Raw genomic sequence first — 17,052 nt, 5'->3', positions numbered from 1 at the left:
GTGGCTCCTCTCCATGTACTGGTCTACCAGAGCCAGGCCACGCGTCCGATGGAAACGAGCGATCTCGACCAGATGCTGCTGGACGCCCGCGTGGCGAACGAACTGGCCGAGGTGACGGGTGCGTTGCTGTATGGCGGGCAGCGTTTCTTCCAGTATCTGGAAGGCACCCGTGCCGATGTCGAGCAGATCTATGCGCGCATCGAACGCGCCAGCCAGCACCATCGCCTGGAAATCCTCGAGCAGGGTCGGGTGGACAAGCGCCTGTTCCAGCGCTGGCACATGGGTTTCGCCAATGCGCCGCAGACACTGGTGCAGCAGCTCAGCCAAGCCCAGTGGAAGCGTGAGATGCCGTGGCTGGAAGACGAGGCCGCGTCCTCTCCCGGCCTGGCGCGCCTGCTGGCGTTCTGGAAGGACGAAGCCGTCCTGACGCGCTGAAGCGCGTCACGGCCAGCGGTTGGGCCGGGCCCGCCCGCTGTCCTCATCCATCGGCACCACGCAGAAGCGGTGGCCGGTAGGCGCTTCCATCACCCACCAGCGGTCGCGCACATGCTGCACGCGCTTCGCACCGAGCGCCTCCAGCCGCGCGACTTCGGCCTCGATGTCGTCGGTCTCGATGTCCAGGTGCACGCGGGCCTCGTGCTTCACCTTCTGCACTTCGATATGCAGGCCGCCGGGACCGGGCTCGAACTTGTCGTAGAGACCCAGCTCGCCGTCGTCGGGATGGGTGACCTTCAGGCCCAGCGCCGCACTCCAGAACGCAGATGCCGCGGGCAGGTCGTCGACTTGGCTGTCGATGATGAAACCGGCGAGACGGCTGCGATGGGCCATGGCGAACTCCAGGCGAAGGACGACGGCGCCATCCTGCCATCGTTCGTGGTCAGGCGTCGTCGCCGACCGGGCTGCCGAACTGCAGCAGGTAGCCGTTGTTGTCGTAGACCGCGAACTCGCGCATGCCGTAGCTGAAGGTCTCCGGCGTGTAGCCGATGCGGGCACGGTCGCGCACGGTGTCCCAGAACACGTCGACGTCGTCCACTTCCAGGTACAGCGAGCCGGTGAATCCCGGCACAGTGTCGCCTTCGTGGTCGTTCAGCCCGGACAGCATCAGTTCGGCGCCGTCACGACGGAGCATCAGCCAGCCGTGCTCCAGCGCACTGGCGGCGAGTTCGAAACCCAGCACGTCGCGATAGAACGCGAGCGTGCCGGGCAGATCCGGCGTACGCAGCATCGGCGTCAGCCGGCGGAAGGTCACGCCGGCAGGGCCAGATCGTCGATCAGGGCCTTGAGGAAGCGTGCCGCCTCACCGCCGGTGCAGGCGCGGTGGTCGAAGGTCACCGACAGCGGGATGATCTTGTGCGACTCGAAGCCGCCCATCACCGGCGTGACCTGGTGACGTGCGCGGCCGGCAGCGACGATGGCGACGCACGGCGGCACCACGACCGGCGTGGCATAGCGGCCCGCGAACATGCCGAAGTTGGACAGCGAGATCGTGTAGCCGGTCAGCTCGGACGGCGGAATGCTCCGGTCTTCCACCTGCGCGCGCAGCCGGCTGATGCTCTCGCGCACACCGCCGGCCTCCAGCAGGTCCGCATTACGGAGCGCCGGCACGAACAGGCCGTCGTCGGTGTCCACGGCGATGCCGATGTCCACGTGCGGGTGCAGCGTGCGGCTCAGCTTGTCGCCATCGAACCAGGCATTCATCGCCGGCACCGCCTTGCAGGCGCGCACGATGGCGCGTACCAGGCGGCCGGTGACGTCGTTGCCCGGCGTCCAGGCATGGAGGTCGGCGTCATCGCTCAGCGTGGTCGGCACGACCTTCGCGTGCGCGTCGGCCATCACGCGCGCCATGTTCCGGCGCACGCCCTTCAGTTGTTCGGGCTGGCCGCTGACGGAGACGCCCGGCGGCTGCGTGCGCATCGGCTTGCCGCTGGCAGAGAGCGTGGTGCGCTGCGCCGTCGCAACAGGTGCCGGTGCCGGTACGGCAGCAACGGCAACACTGCGGGAAGGAGCGGGCGCTGCACTTCCGGCGCGTGCGCTGCCATCGGCGGCGGCCTGCTTCACGTCCTGCATGGTCACCGCGCCGTCGGCACCGGTCGCGCGTACGCGCGCCAGATCGACGCCCAGCTTCTTCGCCATCGCGCGCACGGCCGGCATCGCCTTGATGCCGCCGACGGCGACCGCCTGTTCGGCATGGATGGCATTGGAGGACTGCATCGCGCCAACCACGGTGCCGGCGTCGGCATCAGCGTGAGAAACGTCGGTCGCGGCGGGCGCGGTCTTAGTGGGCGGATTCGCGACTGGCGTCGCTTCCACAGAAGCGGACTTCGGCGGGCCATGGTGGTGGCCGGTGTCCTGGCCTTCCGCGCGCTGCGGCAGGCTGGCGTCGGGTTCGAACACCGCCAGCATGCTGCCGGTGACGACGACATCGCCGGCGGCGCCGGCCAGCTTCACGACCTTGCCGGAGACAGGCGAGGGCACTTCGACGACGGCTTTCGCCGTTTCCATCGACACCAGCGGCTCATCCAGCCGGATCACGTCGCCTTCCTTGACGAACCACTCGACGATGGTCGCGTCCGGGAGGCCTTCGCCCAGGTCGGGAAGGTGGAAGGTCTTGCTCTCGCTCATTCGGATGTCCTGATGCTGTCGCGTGTAAGCGTTGGTTGTAGAGCGGAGCTTGCTCCGCTGCTTTTTTCGGCCGGCGGAGCGGAGCAAGCTCCGCTCTACGAGTAAGGCGTGCGACGGGATTACCCGGCCGCCATCGCCCGCTTCGCCGCGGCGACGACCTTGTCGACGCTGGGCAGGTATTTCATTTCGAGGCGGAACAGCGGGATGTGGGTGTCGTAGCCGGTCACGCGCTCGACGGGCGCCAGCAGGTCGTACATCGAATGCTCGGCCAGGCGCGCGGCGATCTCGGCGCCGAAGCCGGCGGTGCGCGGCGCTTCGTGCACGATCACGCAGCGGCCGGTCTTGGCGACCGATTCGGCGATGGTGTCGAAGTCGAGCGGACGCAGCGTGGCGACGTCGATGACTTCCGCGCTGATGCCTTCGCCGGCCAGCCTGTCGGCGGCTTCCAGCGCTTCCTTCACCTGCGCGCCCCAGGTCACCAGGGTCACGTCGGTGCCATCGCGCAGCACGAAGCACACGTCCAGCGGCAGCGCTTCGCCGTCGTCGGCGACCACTTCCTTGTACTGGCGGTAGATGCGCTTGGGTTCCATGTAGATGACCGGATCCGGATCGCGGATCGCAGCCAGCAGCAGGCCGTAGGCGCGCTGCGGCGAGGACGGCATCACCACGCGCAGGCCGGGTACGTTGGTGAAGATGGCCTCGTTGGCTTCGCTGTGATGTTCCGGCGCGCGGATGCCGCCACCCCACGGCACGCGCAGCACCATCGGGCAGTGCAGGCGGCCGCGCGTGCGGGTGCGCAGGCGGGCCGCGTGGCAGATGATGTGGTCGACCATCGGATAGACGAAGCCGTCGAACTGCGCTTCGGCGACCGGCTTCATGCCCTGCGCGGCCAGGCCGATGGTCAGGCCGGCGATGGTGGTTTCGTCCAGTGGCGTGTCGAGCACGCGCTCGGTGCCGAACTTCTGCTGCAGGCCGGCGGTGGCGCGGAACACGCCGCCGTTCACGCCGACGTCCTCGCCCAGCACCAGCACCGATTCGTCGTGCGCGATCTCCCAGGCCAGCGCCTGGGTGATGGCTTCGATCAGGGTGATCGCGGTCGGGGTCGACACGACGTCCGGCTTCGCGACCGGCGTCGCTCCCAAGGTCTTGTTTTCAGGCTTCATCACGGTGCTCATGCGCGGTTCTCCGCAGCGATCGCGGCGGCGCGTTGCTGCAGCAGTTCCGGCGGCGGATCGGCGTACAGGTGGTCGAACATCGCCTCGACCGGCTGCACCGGCGTGTTGAGGTAGGCGTTGACCTCTTCGTCCACGCGCGCACCGCATTCCTCTTTCCACGCGGCTTCGTCGGCCTCGCTCCACGCGCCCTGTGCGGTCAGCCAGGTGCGCAGGCGCGTCATCGGTTCGCGTTCCCAGCCGGCCTTCACTTCGGCGTCGTCGCGGTAGCGGCGCGCGTCGTCGGCGGTGGTGTGGTCGGACAGGCGGTAGGTGACGAACTCGATCACCGTCCCGCCTTGGCCCTTGCGGGCGCGCTCGCTGGCGCGGCGCATGCCTTCCAGCACGGCGATCAGGTCGTTGCCGTCCACCTGCAGGCAGTGCAGGCCGCCGGCCAGGCCTTTCTGCGCCAGCGTCTGCGCGCCGGTCTGCGCGCTGCGCGGCACCGAGATCGCCCAGCCGTTGTTGATCACGCCCAGTACCAGCGGCAGCTCGTAGGCGCCGGCGGAATTGAGCGCGGCGTAGAAATCGGTCTTCGACGAACCGCCGTCGCCGCAGGTGCTCACCGCGATGTGCGGCTGCTTGCGCAGCTTGAACGACAGCGCGGCGCCGGCCGCGTGCAGGCACTGGGTGGAGATCGGCACGCAGAACGGGAAGTCGTTGCGCGCATCGCTGTCGCGGTCGTAGTCGCTGCCGCGCTCGTCGCCGCCCCAGTACATCAGCACGTCGCGCGGTTTCACCCCGCGCATGAACATGGCGCCGTACTCGCGGTAGCTCGGCGCATAGACGTCGCCCGTGCGCATCGAAGCGCCGATGCCGACGTGGGTGGCCTCGTGGCCCAGGCAGCTGGCGTAGGTGCCCAGCTTGCCGGTGCGCTGCAGGGCGATGGCCTTGGTGTCGAAGGTGCGGACGAACAGCATCTGCTTGAACAGCGCGCGCAGGCGGGCAACGTCGCGCCCGGCCTCGGGCAGGTCGTCGCGCACCAGCGTGCCGTCGGGGCCCAGGTACTGGAGGTATTCGATCTCGAAGCTTGCGGCGGTGGTCATCTGGACGGTGTTCTCGTCGGCCGGCGGAATTGGTTTCAAATGTAATTTTAGGGACTGCATCCCCGACTGCCGTCGTGCATTGCAGCAAGACGAGGGCGCATGGCGCGCGTCGTCGGGCGAAAACGGTGCGGAAACAGGCGGTTGCCGCGTGTCGTCCGGTGTCAGTCCGCCTGCCGCTCGGGTGGGCTGGACAGGTGGTGCGTCCCATCATGCGCGAACGGTGCCCCGGAACGACAAGGGGCGCGGTTGCCCGCGCCCCTGTCGACCCCACGATGCCGTGAAAGTTCAGCGGATGCGCTGGACCAGGCGGTCGTGGTTGTTGCCGGTGTCCGGGTCCGGCGTGTCGCTGCTGACGGTCGCCTCGAACTCGAACGACGTGCCGCGCTTCGGCTTGCCGGGGACCACCATGGCGAAGGCCAGCGTCTGCACGCCCTTCGGCATGGCGCTGCGACGGGTGCACTCGGCCTTCGAGCCGTCGGTGGTGTCCTGCACGCGGGTGCACGACCAGCCGCTCGGCGCGGCGACGGCGGCGTAGCGGGCTTCCACGTTGCTCGACAGCACTACCTTGACCTGCTCGGCGGTGTCCAGACCGGCGTTGCGGACCGGCACCAGCAGGGTGGCGATGGTGTTGCGCAGCAGTGGCAATGCGCCGCCGGCCAGCTTCACCGACAGGTCGGCCTTGCGGGTCGGCAGGGCGGCGACGGCCACCGAGACCGACGCGGCGTTGTCGCCGTTGGCCGGGTCGAGCACGGTGGAGTTGGCCGACACGCCCAGGCCCAGTGTCGTGCCGGAGGCACTGGCCGGGACGATCGCATCGATCGCGAACGTCGCCTCCGTACCGACCGCCAGCGACGGTACGGTGCAGGCCACGCGGGTGGTGCCGTCGGTGACTTCCGGTGCCGCGCAGCTCCAGCCGGCGGGCAGCGTGGCCAGCGACGGCGACAGCTCCGCGGAGAACACGAAGGCGAACGCGGCCGGCGACGCCGCGCCGGGACCGGCATTGCGCACCGTCGCGGTGTAGCGCACGGTTTCGCCGACGCTGGCAGTGGCGCGATCGGCCGATACCGTCGCCGACAGGTCGGCGCGGGCGAACGACGGCACGCGGATGGTCAGGCGCACCGGATCGTGGTCGGACGAGCGGATCGCCAGCGAGGCATCGCCGAAGTTGTCGGTGCCGAAGTCCGCATTGATGCGCGCATGATCCACGCGCAGTGTCGCGTCCATCACCAGCGCTTCGTTGACCAGCACATGGTCCAGCGTCTGCGCATTGCCCTCGAACGCATACGAGTAGCGCTGCGCCGGGTCTGCGATCAACTGCGATCCGTCCACGAGCGGCGTGGTCAGCGGGCTGGCCATGTACGTCAGGACCTGGTCTTCCGCCGCCGCGTCGCCCTTGATGATGCCGAGCACGTCGACGTAGCCGTCGTTGAATTCGAACGCGTTGAAGTCGCCGACCAGCACGATCTTCTCGTCCGGATTCGCCTGTTGCATCTCCTGTACCAGCTGCGCCAGGTAGACCGCCTGGGCGCCACGCTTGACCCGCACGCGCTCGCCGCCGGTGGCCCAGCCGCTGCTGCCCGGCAGGGTGTCGTTGATGTCGTTGAGCGAACGCAGGTGGTTGACGATCACCGTCAGCGGGTAGCTCGACGTCGCATCCTGGTGCACGCGGGCGCGCAGGCGCAGCGGCGGACGGTCGTTGAGCAGGCTGGTGGTGCCGTTCGGATTGGCGATCGTCGTTTCCTTGCCGAACTGCGCGACATCCAGCACTTCGACGCGGGCCGCGCCGCCGGCGATCTGGCGCGAGCTGACCAGGAAGCCGACGTTGATGCCGCCCACGTCGTTGCCCGGCTGCAGGTACGGCACGTAGCCCGGGCGTGCGGCGCAGGTGGCGTCGATGCGCTCGGACAGCAGCTGCAGTACGCGCAGGTTCTCCACTTCCACCGCGCCCACGATGTCCGGGGCCTTCAGGTAGTCGCAGATCGCCAGCGCCGCCTTCGACAGACGCTTGTCCAGCGCGGCCGGCGTCAATGTCACCGCGCCGTTGCTGTCGTTGACCTCGTCGAACAGGCGCAGCAGGTTGAAGCTGCCGACGGTGACTTCGTCGTAGCTGGCGTCGTTGACGGCTTCGGGCAGGCGACCGCCGGTGACGGTCGGCGGCGTGCCCACGTCGGGCAGTACGGCCCAGGTGCCGGCGAAGTAGTCGAGCACGCCGATCAGTCCTGCGACCTCGGCACCGGTATCGGCCGAGAGCGGCACGGCGCCGACCTGGCCACGGCTGCGCACCATCAGGCGTTCCTGGTTGGTGTCGAAGCGCGGCGGGTTCTTGCCGGCGGGCAGGGTGATGGCATCCATCACGGCGATGCCGGGCTCGCGGAACGGACGCGCCACGCCCGGCAGGGTGACGTGGAACACGCCGTCGCTGCTGGCGGTGGCGTTGGCCTCGTTGAGGCTGCCGCCGGACGGCGCGATGACCACCGCCTGCGCCACGCTGACGCGCATGCCTTCGAACCGTTCCAGCGTGCCGGGCAGGGCGTCGGGGCCGAGTTCGGCCGCGGTCAACTCGATCGCGGCGGGCAGGGCGACGCCGGTTTCCAGCACTTCGACGGTCGGTGTGACGATCTCGGTGATCGCCAGCTGGTGCGGGTTCGACGACGGCGTGTATTCCTCGACCGTGCCGGTGACGCGCACGCGGGTGCCCACCGCGGCGGTCGCGGGCGGCGCGCTGCTGGTGAAGACGAACACGGCGTCGGACGTGGCCGGGTCGCCGTCGTCGTTGGCGGCCTGCAGGAAGAAGCCGTTGTTGAACTTGATCGCGGTGACGATGCCCTCGGTCACCACGCGCTTGCCGTTGTACGGCGACAGCAGGCCGTTGCCCTGGATCTGCGCGATGGTCAGCGCCACCGGCGGATCGGGCGGTTCCGGTGGCTCGGCGCCGCTGTTGCGCGGATTGGGTGCACCGACCGCGAAGTCGGCGCCGTTGTTGTTGGTGTCGATGCTGCCATCGCCGCCACGCAGCGCGGCGGTGGTGTTGCCGAGCGTGCCGGTCGGCGCGCTGCCTTCGAAGCAGTTGGCGGCGCTGCCGAAGCCGACGAAGTCGACGACGTTCGCATCGGTGAGCGGGCAGCCGCCGGTCAGGGCGGCCGTGCTGCGGCTGAGTGCGACCTTGCCTGCGCCGGCGGCCATCGCGATGGTGCCGATCGCATCAGGCGTCGGCAGGTCCATCGTGCCGCCCGCGCCCTGCGCCTGCTGGACCAGGTAGAAGCCGCCCGCCGGGATGCTGCCGGTGAGGCTGGTGCGATTGGTCCACGTGGTGCCGGTGGAGGAGGTGTACTGCACGCTCCAGCCGGTCAGGTCCACGGCGGTGGGACCGTTGTTGCGCAGTTCGATGAAGTCGTTCTTCAGCGTGGCGCCGCTGTTGCCGCCGCCGCCGTAGACCTGGCTGATGACGACCTGGGCCTGCGCCGACGCGGCGGCGAAGAACAGGGTGAAAGACGCGAGCACGGCCGCAATGCGGCCCCGTGGCATTTCCATGTAACGGACTCTCCCTCAGTGGATGGACGCCGCCCCCCGTCGGAGGCGATGCCGCCCCCGGCCGACGCAATGTAGCGGAAGTGTGGGACGGGTGCATTGCATGGCCATGACATAAGTGCCGGATTTTGTTCGCCTTGCGCGGACACCGGGGCGCCATCGGTTACGCTGGCGCCCCCGCTGCCGGCCCGGTGGCGCACCGGTGCAACGACGGATGGCCGTAGAGAAGAACGAACGCCCGCTGGAAGCCGGCATCCACACCGACCTGTCCGGCCGCCTGAGCTACGGCGGCTACCTGCAGCTGGACCGCCTGCTGTCGGCGCAGCACCCGGTGTCGGACCCGCCGCACCACGACGAGATGCTGTTCATCGTGCAGCACCAGGTGTCGGAGCTGTGGATGAAGCTGATGATCCACGAGCTGCGCGCGGCGACCGGCTTCCTGCAGCGCGACCAGGTCTGGCAGTGCCGCAAGGTGCTGGCCCGCGCCAAGCAGGTGCTGCGGCAGCTGACCGAGCAGTGGTCGGTGCTGGAAACGCTGACGCCGTCCGAGTACATGGGCTTCCGCGACCTGCTGGGGCCGTCCTCCGGCTTCCAGTCGCTGCAGTACCGCACCATCGAATTCCTGCTGGGCAACAAGAACGCCGCGATGCTGAAGGTGTTCTCGCACGATCCCGAAGGCCATGCGGGCCTGGAGGCCGTGCTCGATGCGCCCAGCCTGTACGACGAGTTCCTGATGTACCTCGCGCGCTGGGGCCACGCGATTCCGGCCCGGCACCTGCAACGCGACTGGCGGCAGTCGCATGCCGCGGATGCCGCATTGCTGCCGGTGTTCGAAGCGATCTACGAGGACACCGACCGTTACTGGCGCGAGTACTCGCTGTGCGAGGACCTGGTGGACCTGGAAAGCCAGTTCCAGCTGTGGCGCTTCCGCCACATGCGCACGGTGATGCGCATCATCGGCTTCAAGCGCGGCACCGGCGGTTCGAGTGGCGTGGGCTTCCTGCGGCAGGCGCTGGAACTGACGTTCTTCCCGGAACTGTTCGACGTACGCACCTCGATCGGTCCCGGTCGCTGACGGGCTGCGCGTCGTCGCGCCATCGCGATGACGATGCGGGCCCGGGCGATCGATCGCGATCATCGGGTCGTCTGGCGGTCGCACGCTGTTAGCATGCGGTGACCACCACCACAGGAAACGCCCGCACGATGACCGACGTCCGTCCGGAGAACGCCCCGCGCAGCCTCGCCACCCGCCTGCTGGACCTGGTCGAACGGACCGGCAACCGCTTGCCCGATCCCGCCGCCCTGTTCCTGCTGCTTATGCTGTCGGTCTGGGGCCTGTCCTGGCTGCTGTCGGGCGTGGAATTCGAGGCGATCAATCCGACCACCGGCGAACCCATCCGGATCGTCAACCTGCTGGCGGGCGACTCGCTGACCGCCTTCATGGCGAACATGTACAAAGTGTTCATGGCGTTCGCGCCACTGGGCGTGGTGCTGACGGCGATGCTGGGCCTTGGCGTGGCCGAGCACACCGGCTACATCAACGCGGCGCTGCGGCGGATGCTGTCGGTCACGCCGAAATCGCTGCTGACGCCGGCCCTGGTCGCGGTGGCGGTGCTGAGCCACGTCGCCGTCGATGCAGGCTACGTGCTGGTGATTCCGCTCGGCGGGGTGATCTTCTACGCGGCGGGCCGGCATCCGCTGGCTGGCATCGCCGCGGCGTTCTGCGGTGTGTCCGGCGGGTTCTCCGCGACGCTGCTGGTGCCGTCCTCGCTGGATCCGCTGCTCGCGAGTTTCACCCAGGAGGCCGGACGCATCATCGATCCGGCACTGGTGGTGAATCCGCTCAACAACTGGATCTTCACCACGGTCTCCAGTGCGCTGATCATCGCGATCGGCTGGTTCGTCACCGACCGCATCATCGAGCCGCGCCTGGCGCGCACGGTGGTGGACGGCGATACGAAGGACCTGCCGAAAATGGAGCCGCTGACTGCCGGCGAACGCCGCGGCCTGCTGTGGGCGACGCTGGCGATGCTGGCCGCGCTGGTGCTGTTTGCGCTCAGCCTGTGGCCGGAGACCTCGCCATGGCGCGCGCCGGCCGATGCGCCCGCGGTGCTGGCCGGCGGCAACACGCTGCTGGTCGCGCAGGCGCCGGTGATGCAGTCGATCGTGGCCCTGATCTTCATCCTGTTCCTGATCCCGGGCGTGGTCTACGGCTACGTCGCCGGCACGGTGAAGACGCATCGCGATGTCATCGCGGCGATGACCAAGGCGATGGGCGGGATGGCGTACTACATCGTCATCGCGTTCTTCATCGCGCAGTTCCTGGCCGGCTTCAACGGCTCCGGCCTCGGCACGCTGATGGCGGTGGAGGGCGCCGACCTGCTGAAGGGGCTGGGCCTGCCGATGTGGCTGACGCTGATCGGCCTGATCGCGATGACCGGCATCGTCAACCTGTTCATCGGCTCGGCTTCGGCCAAGTGGGCGCTGCTGGCGCCGATCATGGTGCCGTTGATGATGCAGTTGGGCGTGTCCCCGGACCTGACGCAGGCGGCCTACCGCGTGGGCGACTCGATGACCACGATCATCACGCCGCTGATGCCGTACTTCCCGCTGATCGTGGTGTTCTGCCAGCGCTACGTGAAGGCCGCCGGCATCGGCACGCTGGCGTCGCTGATGCTGCCGTACTCGGTCGCGTTGTCGGTCCTGTGGACCCTGCTGCTGCTGGCGTTCTGGGGACTGGGCATCCCGCTGGGCATCGGCGCGCGCTACGACTACGTGGCCGCCTGAGTCCGGAAAACCTTTTGCGGGCAAGGACTTGGCGCGCTGAACAGGGCGGGCGGGGCACGCGCCGGCGCCCATGCGCCAATTGACGTGCCCGGCCCGGGTCGGTGATCCTCGCCCGCTTCACGCCGGTTGCACCCGTAACCGAATTCATTGCAAGGGGGAGCCCGCATGAGCGGAGCCGTCGATTCACCAACGCCGGAACGGATACCGGAGTTCAAGCAAGTCCTGGGTCATCCGCGTCCGCTGTGGATGCTCTTCATGTCGGAGTTCTGGGAGCGCTTCGCGTTCTACGGCATCCGCTGGGCGATGGTGCTGTACATCGTGGCGCAGTTCCACGGCGGCGACGCCTCCGGCCAGAAGCCGGCCAGCGAGATGTACGGCGCCTACCTGGCGCTGGTCTACGCCGGTGCGATCTTCGGCGGCTACGTCGCCGACAAGCTGATCGGCTTCCAGCGTTCGATCCTGCTGGGCGCGGTGTTCATGGCGCTGGGCCTGTTCCTGCTGGCCTCGCCGACCGAGCCGCTGTTCAAGCTGGGCCTGGCCACGATCATCGTCGGCAACGGCCTGTTCAAGCCGATCATCTCGACGATGGTGGGCAAGCTGTATTTCCAGGGCGATGCGCGCCGCGATGCCGGTTTCACCATCTTCTACATGGGCATCAACATCGGCGCGATGATCGCTCCGGTGATCACCGGCTGGCTGGCGCGCAAGATCTTCGGCACCAATGAAGATCCGCATTACCAGTGGGTGTTCATCTCGGCGGGCATCGGCATGATCGCCAGCCTGATCTGGTTTTGGGTCGGTCGCAGCCAGCTCAAGGGCATCGGCCTGCCGGCGCCCGGCCAGGAAGGTCTGGGTCGGGTCGGCCTGGTTGCGGTGCTCGGCCTGGTGGTCGGCATTCCGCTGTTCTACTTCCTGCTGACCATCGACGCCAGCGCGCTGCAGGCGATCCTGATGGCGCTGTTCGTGGTGCCGGCGGTGATGCTGTTGATCGAAGGCGCCCGCAACGGCAAGGTCGCACGCGACATGGTCGTGGCGATGCTGATCATCTTCGTGTTCAACGTGCTGTTCTGGATGTTCTTCGAACAGGCCGGCAGCTCGTTCACCTTCCTCGCCGACCAGATCGTCAACCGCGACTTCGGCGACTGGGTGTTCCCGCTCGAGTGGTTCCAGTCGGTGAACTCGATCGCCATCATCACCCTGGCGCCGGTCATGGCGTGGATGTGGGTGCGGATGGGCAAGAACAATCCGTCGATCCCGCGCAAGTTCGGCCTGGGCCTGATCTTCAATGGCCTGGCGTTCCTGCTGCTGATGATCGCGCTGAACAGCATGGTCGACGGCAACGGCAAGATCCCGTTCTGGACGCTGTTCATGGTCTACGTCATCCAGTCGGTCGGTGAGCTCTGCCTGTCGCCGATCGGCCTGTCGATGACGACCAAGCTGGCGCCTGCCCGCCTGGCCGGCATGGCGATGGGCTGCTGGTTCCTGTCGATCGCGATCGGCAACAACCTGGCCGGCATCTTCGCCGGGCACGTCAGCGGCACCGGCGGCATGACCGTGCAGTCCGCGCATTCGGGCTACACCTTCGGCTTCTGGGCGCTGGTCGGCTCGGGCGTGCTGCTGTTCCTGATCGCTCCGCTGGTCAACCGCCTGATGCACGGCGTGAAGTGACGCATTGGCCCGTGCGCCCTGCGCACGGCTTTGCCAATGCGTCATCCCCGCGCAAGCGGGGATCCACACAAGAACGGCGGCCATCGGCCGCCGTTCTTCGTAGAGCGGAGCTTGCTCCGCTGCTGTCGGGTTCGTACGCATAGCGCAGCCGGGCAAGCTCGGCTCTACGCAAGCATGTCCTTCAGCCCTCGATGCGCTTGACGCCTTCCCCGGCGAGCTTGTCGATCAGCTGGTCCAGCATCGCGCGCTCTTCCTCGGTCAGCGGCTCCAGCATGCGCTGGTGGTACTCAATGACCATCGGGGCAACCTCGTCGTAGACCCGGAAGCCCTCATCGGTCAGCGCCAGCACCGAGCGGCGGCGGTCGTCGCCGTGGATTTCGCGCTGGATCAGCGCCCGTTCCAGCAGGCGGGCCACCGCCCGGCTGACCGCCACCTTGTCCATGGCGGTGCGGTGGGCGACCTCGCCGGCCGACAGGCCCGGGAAGCGGCCCAGGACCGCCATGACCCGCCATTCGGTGATGGCCAAGCCGAAACGGCGGTGATATTCGCGGGAAATCGCGCTGCTGATGCGGTTGGACAGCACGCTCAACCGGTAGGAAAACAGGCGGTCGAGGTCGAAATCGGCGTGGACGGCGGGGCTGGCTGGCTGGCTCATGCTGCACTGCTGCTTGTAGTTGGTTTCGGCTGAAACTATAAAATGGGGGCAAATCCCGGCAAGCCTAGCGAGGCGCCCCATGACCGCACAACCCAACCTGGGCATGCAGCCCACGACCTTCGACAATCCCATGGGGATCGACGGCTTCGAATTCGTCGAGTTTGCCGCGCCGGCCGGGCAGGCGCACCACCTGCACGACTACTTCCGCAAGCTGGGCTTCGTGCAGGTCGCGCGGCACAAGACCCGCGCCATCAGTACCTACCGCCAGGGCGACTGCACCTTCCTGATCAACGAGGACCCGGATTCGTTCGCCGCGCGCTTCGCCGCCGAGCATGGTCCCAGCGCGTGCGGCTTCGCGATCCGCGTCAAGAAGCTGGCCGAGTGGGCGCGCGTGCAGGCACTGAAGAACGGTGCCGAATCCTTCGACGCCGCCGACGAACTGACCAAGGCGGTCGCCGCGCCGGTGATCAAGGGTATCGGCGACTGCATGCTGTACATCGTCGACCGCTACGACGACCAGGGCACGATCCACGATCCGGACTACGAATACCTGCCCGGCGCGGACCTGCTGCCTAAGGGCTTCGGCCTGACCTTCATCGACCACCTGACGCACAACCTCTACCACGGCAACATGGCCAAGTGGGCGGACTACTACGAGCGTCTGTTCAACTTCCGCGAGATCCGCTACTTCGACATCAAGGGCGCCAAGACCGGCCTGCTGTCGAAGGCGATGACCGCGCCGGACGGCATGGTGCGCATCCCGCTCAACGAGTCGAGCGATCCGAAGAGCCAGATCAACGAATACCTCGATGCCTACAAGGGCGAAGGCATCCAGCACATCGCCTGCTTCACCGACGACATCTACACGACCGTGGAAAAGATGCGCGAGACCGGCGTGGAATTCCTGGACACGCCGGACACCTACTTCGACGTGATCGACCAGCGCATCCCCCATCATGGCGAAGACGTCGCCCGCCTCGCGCGCAACAAGATCCTCATCGATGCCGACGTGGAGACCAAGGAGCGCAAGCTGCTGCAGATCTTCACCCAGAACGCGCTGGGCCCGATCTTCTTCGAGATCATCCAGCGCAAGGGCAACGAAGGCTTCGGCGAGGGCAACTTCCAGGCGCTGTTCGAGAGCATCGAGCGCGACCAGATGAAGCGTGGGGTGCTGTAGGCTTCCGCTTGAAGCCCCTCTCCCGGCGGGAGAGGGGTTGGGGTGAGGGGCAGGAGCACGATGATGGCGAACTACCGCAGACCCCCCATGGCGACTCGCTCCTTGGAGCAGGCAAAGGAGCTGCGGATTGGCTCGACGGATGCGGAGCGCAAGCTGTGGTCCGTGCTGCGGGGGGCCAATATCGATGGATTGAAGTTTCGTCGACAGCATCCCGTCCCGCCTTACACGGTCGACTTCTGCTGTGTGTCGGCACGCCCGGTGATTGAGGTCGACGGGTCGCAGCACACGGAAGCATCGGATCGCGCACGAACGCAGTTCCTGGAATCGAAGGGTTTCACTGTGCTGCGCTTCTGGGACAACGACGTACTGATGCAGCTTGAAGCGGTGGTCGAGGCGATCTGCCAGACCGTCTCACCATCGCCCCTCACCCCAACCCCTCTCCCACCGGGAGAGAGGCTTTAAAGGCAGCGAGATGAAGACCTCCACTGATTGCGGATACCAGACCGGCTTCGGCAACCACTTCGCCAGCGAGGCGATCCCGGGCACGTTGCCCGAGGGCCGTAACTCGCCGCAGCGCGTGGCGCACGGGCTGTATGCGGAGCAGTTGAGCGGGACGGCCTTCACTGCGCCGCGCGCCGAGAACCGGCGCAGCTGGCTCTACCGCATCCGCCCGGCGGCGATGCACGGGCCGTTCGCGCCGTATGCGCAGCCCCGGTTGCACAGCGACTTCAGTGCGGGCCCAGTGTCGCCCGACCAGATGCGCTGGTCGCCGCTGCCCTTGCCGGAAACGCCGACGGACTTCATCGATGGCCTGTACACGATGGCGGGCAACGGCGGTCCCGAAAGTCAGCATGGCGTCGGCATCCACCTGTACGCGGCCAACCGCTCGATGCAGGGGCGCTATTTCTACGATGCCGACGGCGAGCTGCTGATCGTGCCGCAGCAGGGCAGTCTGCGCATCGCCACGGAGTTCGGCGTGATCGAGGTCGAGCCGCAGCAGATCGCCGTGATCCCGCGCGGCGTGCGCTTTCGGGTCGACTTGCCCGACGGCGAGGCGCGCGGCTACGTGTGCGAGAACTTCGGCGCTGCGTTGCGCCTGCCGGACCTGGGGCCGATCGGTTCCAACGGCCTGGCCAACCCGCGCGATTTCGAAACGCCGGTCGCCGCGTACGACGACGTCGAAGGCGAGTTCGAACTGATCGCCAAGTTCCAGGGCCACCTGTGGCACGCCGACATCGGCCATTCGCCGCTGGACGTGGTCGGCTGGCACGGCAACTACGCGCCCTACCGCTACGACCTGCGCCGCTTCAACACGATCGGGTCGATCAGCTTCGACCATCCCGATCCGTCGATCTTCCTGGTGCTGACCTCGCCGAGCGACACGCCGGGCGTGGGCAACATGGATTTCGTGATCTTCCCGCCGCGCTGGCTGGTGGCGCAGGACACGTTCCGGCCGCCGTGGTTCCACCGCAATATCGCCAGCGAGTTCATGGGGCTGATCCATGGCGTGTACGACGCCAAGGTGGAAGGCTTCGCGCCGGGCGGCGCGTCGCTGCACAACTCCATGACCGGGCATGGGCCGGATGCGGCGACGTTCGAGAAGGCATCCGGCGCGGATCTGTCCAAACCTGACGTCCTCAGCGGCACGATGGCCTTCATGTTCGAGACGCGGGCCGTGATCCGGCCGACGCGTCAGGCGATCGACGCCGCGCATCGCCAGCGTGACTACCAGGCGTGCTGGGCGGGGCTGCGCAAGCACTTCGCGCCGAACGGCTGATTCGACGCGTCAGGACAGCGCGCTTGCCATCCGTGCGTCGAGCATGCGCTGCAGGTCGTCCGGCGGCAGTGCCTCGAACAGACGCTCGCGGATGCGTCCGGCGAGCGTGGCGGCAACGCGACCTTCGAGGAACCGCAGCGCATCGGCGAACGCGTCGAGCATCGCGTCATCCTCCAGCCGCGCCTGCAGTCGCTCGCGATGCTTGCGTGCGCTTTCGTCACGCTGCAGTTCCAGCATGCCGGACAGGTAGACCTTCGCCGCCACCCGCAACCGTCGCGGTCCGGGCGTTGCCGGCGTCGTGGCGGCAGGAGGCACCGGCGCTGCTGTTGCCGGCGGGGTTGAGAAGCCCGGTGCGCTACCTGCGACGGTGAGATAGCCCGCCTTCGCCAGTCCCTGCACCAGAAGAGGAGCGTCCTGTCCCAGCAGGCGCGCCAGTTCGGCCAGATCGCGCTGGCCATCGCAGAGGATCAGCGTGCGACGTTCGCGCATGCCGAGCACGCCGGTGTGGGCCTGCAGGGTCTGGCGGGCGAGATCGGTCTTCGACGGACGCATGGGAAGGGCCGGTGTCGGGCGTGCGCAGG

Annotated in this window: 15 protein-coding genes; 7 read left to right on the top strand and 8 right to left on the bottom strand. The window is 67.7% G+C overall.

Annotated features, from left to right (window positions below):
• The gene (locus AC1Q5B_RS01155) at positions 1–435 is read left to right on the top strand and encodes a BLUF domain-containing protein (protein WP_492629910.1); all 435 of its coding nucleotides are present in this window, start codon (positions 1–3) and stop codon (positions 433–435) included.
• Between the two features lie 6 nt (positions 436–441).
• Here the strand turns inward: AC1Q5B_RS01155 and AC1Q5B_RS01150 are convergent, their stop codons facing one another.
• The 6 genes from AC1Q5B_RS01150 to AC1Q5B_RS01125 all read right to left on the bottom strand — a co-directional run bounded on the left by AC1Q5B_RS01150 (position 442) and on the right by AC1Q5B_RS01125 (position 8,410).
• Positions 442–828 carry a VOC family protein gene (locus AC1Q5B_RS01150; protein ID WP_492629909.1) on the bottom strand — a complete coding sequence of 129 codons (387 nt, stop codon included), beginning with the start codon at positions 826–828 and terminating at the stop codon, positions 442–444.
• Between the two features lie 49 nt (positions 829–877).
• Entirely contained in the window at positions 878–1,249 is a 372-nt protein-coding gene (locus AC1Q5B_RS01145) for a VOC family protein (protein WP_492629908.1), read from the bottom strand.
• Positions 1,246–2,622, bottom strand: coding sequence for a dihydrolipoamide acetyltransferase family protein (locus tag AC1Q5B_RS01140; protein WP_492629907.1), 1,377 nt, complete (start codon positions 2,620–2,622; stop codon positions 1,246–1,248). The genes AC1Q5B_RS01145 and AC1Q5B_RS01140 overlap by 4 nt, the downstream gene beginning before the upstream one ends.
• A gap of 119 nt (positions 2,623–2,741) precedes the next feature.
• Complete coding sequence (locus AC1Q5B_RS01135; protein WP_492629906.1) at positions 2,742–3,785, bottom strand: alpha-ketoacid dehydrogenase subunit beta; 1,044 nt, start codon at positions 3,783–3,785, stop codon at positions 2,742–2,744.
• A gap of 8 nt (positions 3,786–3,793) precedes the next feature.
• Positions 3,794–4,879 (bottom strand): pyruvate dehydrogenase (acetyl-transferring) E1 component subunit alpha, encoded by a 1,086-nt coding sequence (gene pdhA / locus AC1Q5B_RS01130; RefSeq protein ID WP_492629905.1) that lies wholly within the window; start codon positions 4,877–4,879, stop codon positions 3,794–3,796.
• A 285-nt stretch (positions 4,880–5,164) separates the two neighbouring features.
• Entirely contained in the window at positions 5,165–8,410 is a 3,246-nt protein-coding gene (locus AC1Q5B_RS01125; protein WP_492629904.1) for a lamin tail domain-containing protein, read from the bottom strand.
• Positions 8,411–8,621: 211 nt separating this feature from the next.
• Here AC1Q5B_RS01125 and AC1Q5B_RS01120 point away from each other — a divergent pair, with 211 nt between their 5' ends.
• From AC1Q5B_RS01120 to AC1Q5B_RS01110, 3 genes are all read left to right on the top strand, one after another.
• On the top strand, positions 8,622–9,482 hold the full coding sequence (locus tag AC1Q5B_RS01120) for a tryptophan 2,3-dioxygenase (protein WP_492629903.1): 861 nt from the start codon (positions 8,622–8,624) through the stop codon (positions 9,480–9,482).
• Positions 9,483–9,610: 128 nt separating this feature from the next.
• Positions 9,611–11,194: an AbgT family transporter gene (locus AC1Q5B_RS01115; protein WP_492629902.1), complete on the top strand. Its 1,584-nt coding sequence runs from the start codon at positions 9,611–9,613 to the stop codon at positions 11,192–11,194.
• A gap of 165 nt (positions 11,195–11,359) precedes the next feature.
• Complete coding sequence (locus tag AC1Q5B_RS01110; protein ID WP_492629901.1) at positions 11,360–12,862, top strand: peptide MFS transporter; 1,503 nt, start codon at positions 11,360–11,362, stop codon at positions 12,860–12,862.
• 181 nt (positions 12,863–13,043) lie between these two features.
• On the opposite strand, the gene AC1Q5B_RS01105 is transcribed toward AC1Q5B_RS01110, so the two are convergent.
• Complete coding sequence (locus AC1Q5B_RS01105; protein WP_492629900.1) at positions 13,044–13,517, bottom strand: MarR family winged helix-turn-helix transcriptional regulator; 474 nt, start codon at positions 13,515–13,517, stop codon at positions 13,044–13,046.
• Between the two features lie 79 nt (positions 13,518–13,596).
• On the opposite strand from AC1Q5B_RS01105, the gene hppD reads away from it, so the two are divergent.
• From hppD to hmgA, 3 genes are all read left to right on the top strand, one after another.
• On the top strand, positions 13,597–14,694 hold the full coding sequence (hppD, locus tag AC1Q5B_RS01100; protein ID WP_492629899.1) for a 4-hydroxyphenylpyruvate dioxygenase: 1,098 nt from the start codon (positions 13,597–13,599) through the stop codon (positions 14,692–14,694).
• A gap of 87 nt (positions 14,695–14,781) precedes the next feature.
• Complete coding sequence (locus tag AC1Q5B_RS01095; protein ID WP_492629898.1) at positions 14,782–15,156, top strand: endonuclease domain-containing protein; 375 nt, start codon at positions 14,782–14,784, stop codon at positions 15,154–15,156.
• 10 nt (positions 15,157–15,166) lie between these two features.
• Positions 15,167–16,471, top strand: a complete 1,305-nt coding sequence (hmgA, locus tag AC1Q5B_RS01090) for a homogentisate 1,2-dioxygenase (RefSeq protein WP_492629897.1) — start codon at positions 15,167–15,169, stop codon at positions 16,469–16,471.
• Between the two features lie 9 nt (positions 16,472–16,480).
• Here hmgA and AC1Q5B_RS01085 read toward each other — a convergent pair whose 3' ends face one another.
• Positions 16,481–17,023, bottom strand: a complete 543-nt coding sequence (locus AC1Q5B_RS01085) for a hypothetical protein (protein ID WP_492629896.1) — start codon at positions 17,021–17,023, stop codon at positions 16,481–16,483.
• Positions 17,024–17,052: the final 29 nt, after the last annotated feature.

The organism is Pseudoxanthomonas sp. GW835-FHT14C01 (assembly GCF_058793715.1).
Note: the sequence above shows the minus strand (reverse complement) of the source record. Positions and strands in the feature narration are given on the sequence as shown.